Origin of the sequence: Dermacoccus sp. UBA1591, from assembly GCF_002322065.1 — a bacterium.
GTDB lineage: Bacteria > Actinomycetota > Actinomycetes > Actinomycetales > Dermatophilaceae > Dermacoccus > Dermacoccus nishinomiyaensis.
In genome coordinates this window covers 18762-19071 of record NZ_DCNR01000052.1, presented here as the reverse complement: position 1 = coordinate 19071, position 310 = coordinate 18762, and the positions used below count along the sequence as shown (strand labels likewise).

At 74.5% G+C, this 310-nt stretch carries 1 pseudogene; it reads right to left on the bottom strand.

Annotated elements, in window-relative coordinates:
- A pseudogene (locus B2284_RS05625) lies at positions 1–310 on the bottom strand (cobalt ABC transporter ATP-binding protein); the annotation flags it as partial.

Genomic DNA, 310 nt, shown 5'->3' with positions numbered 1-310 from the left:
CGTCGGCGCCCCCGTCGCGCGACGTCTGCGGTCCGGCACACGTCACGCCTGCGCGCGCCAACATCTGCGCCTGCCAGGGAGCGCGCAGCGCCGCGGCATGCAGGGCGGGCTCGTCGCTGAGCACACGATGCGCGGCGTCCTGACGCAGGTGCCCGTCGTGCAGCAGCGCGAGGTCGTCGGCCCACTCCCACGCGAACGCGAGGTCATGCGTCGACAGGGCGATCGTCGTACCGCGTTCCTCGAGCGACGTGAGGCTCGCGAGCAGCGCCTCGACGCCGGCCGGGTCGAGACCGGCCGTCGGCTCGTCGAG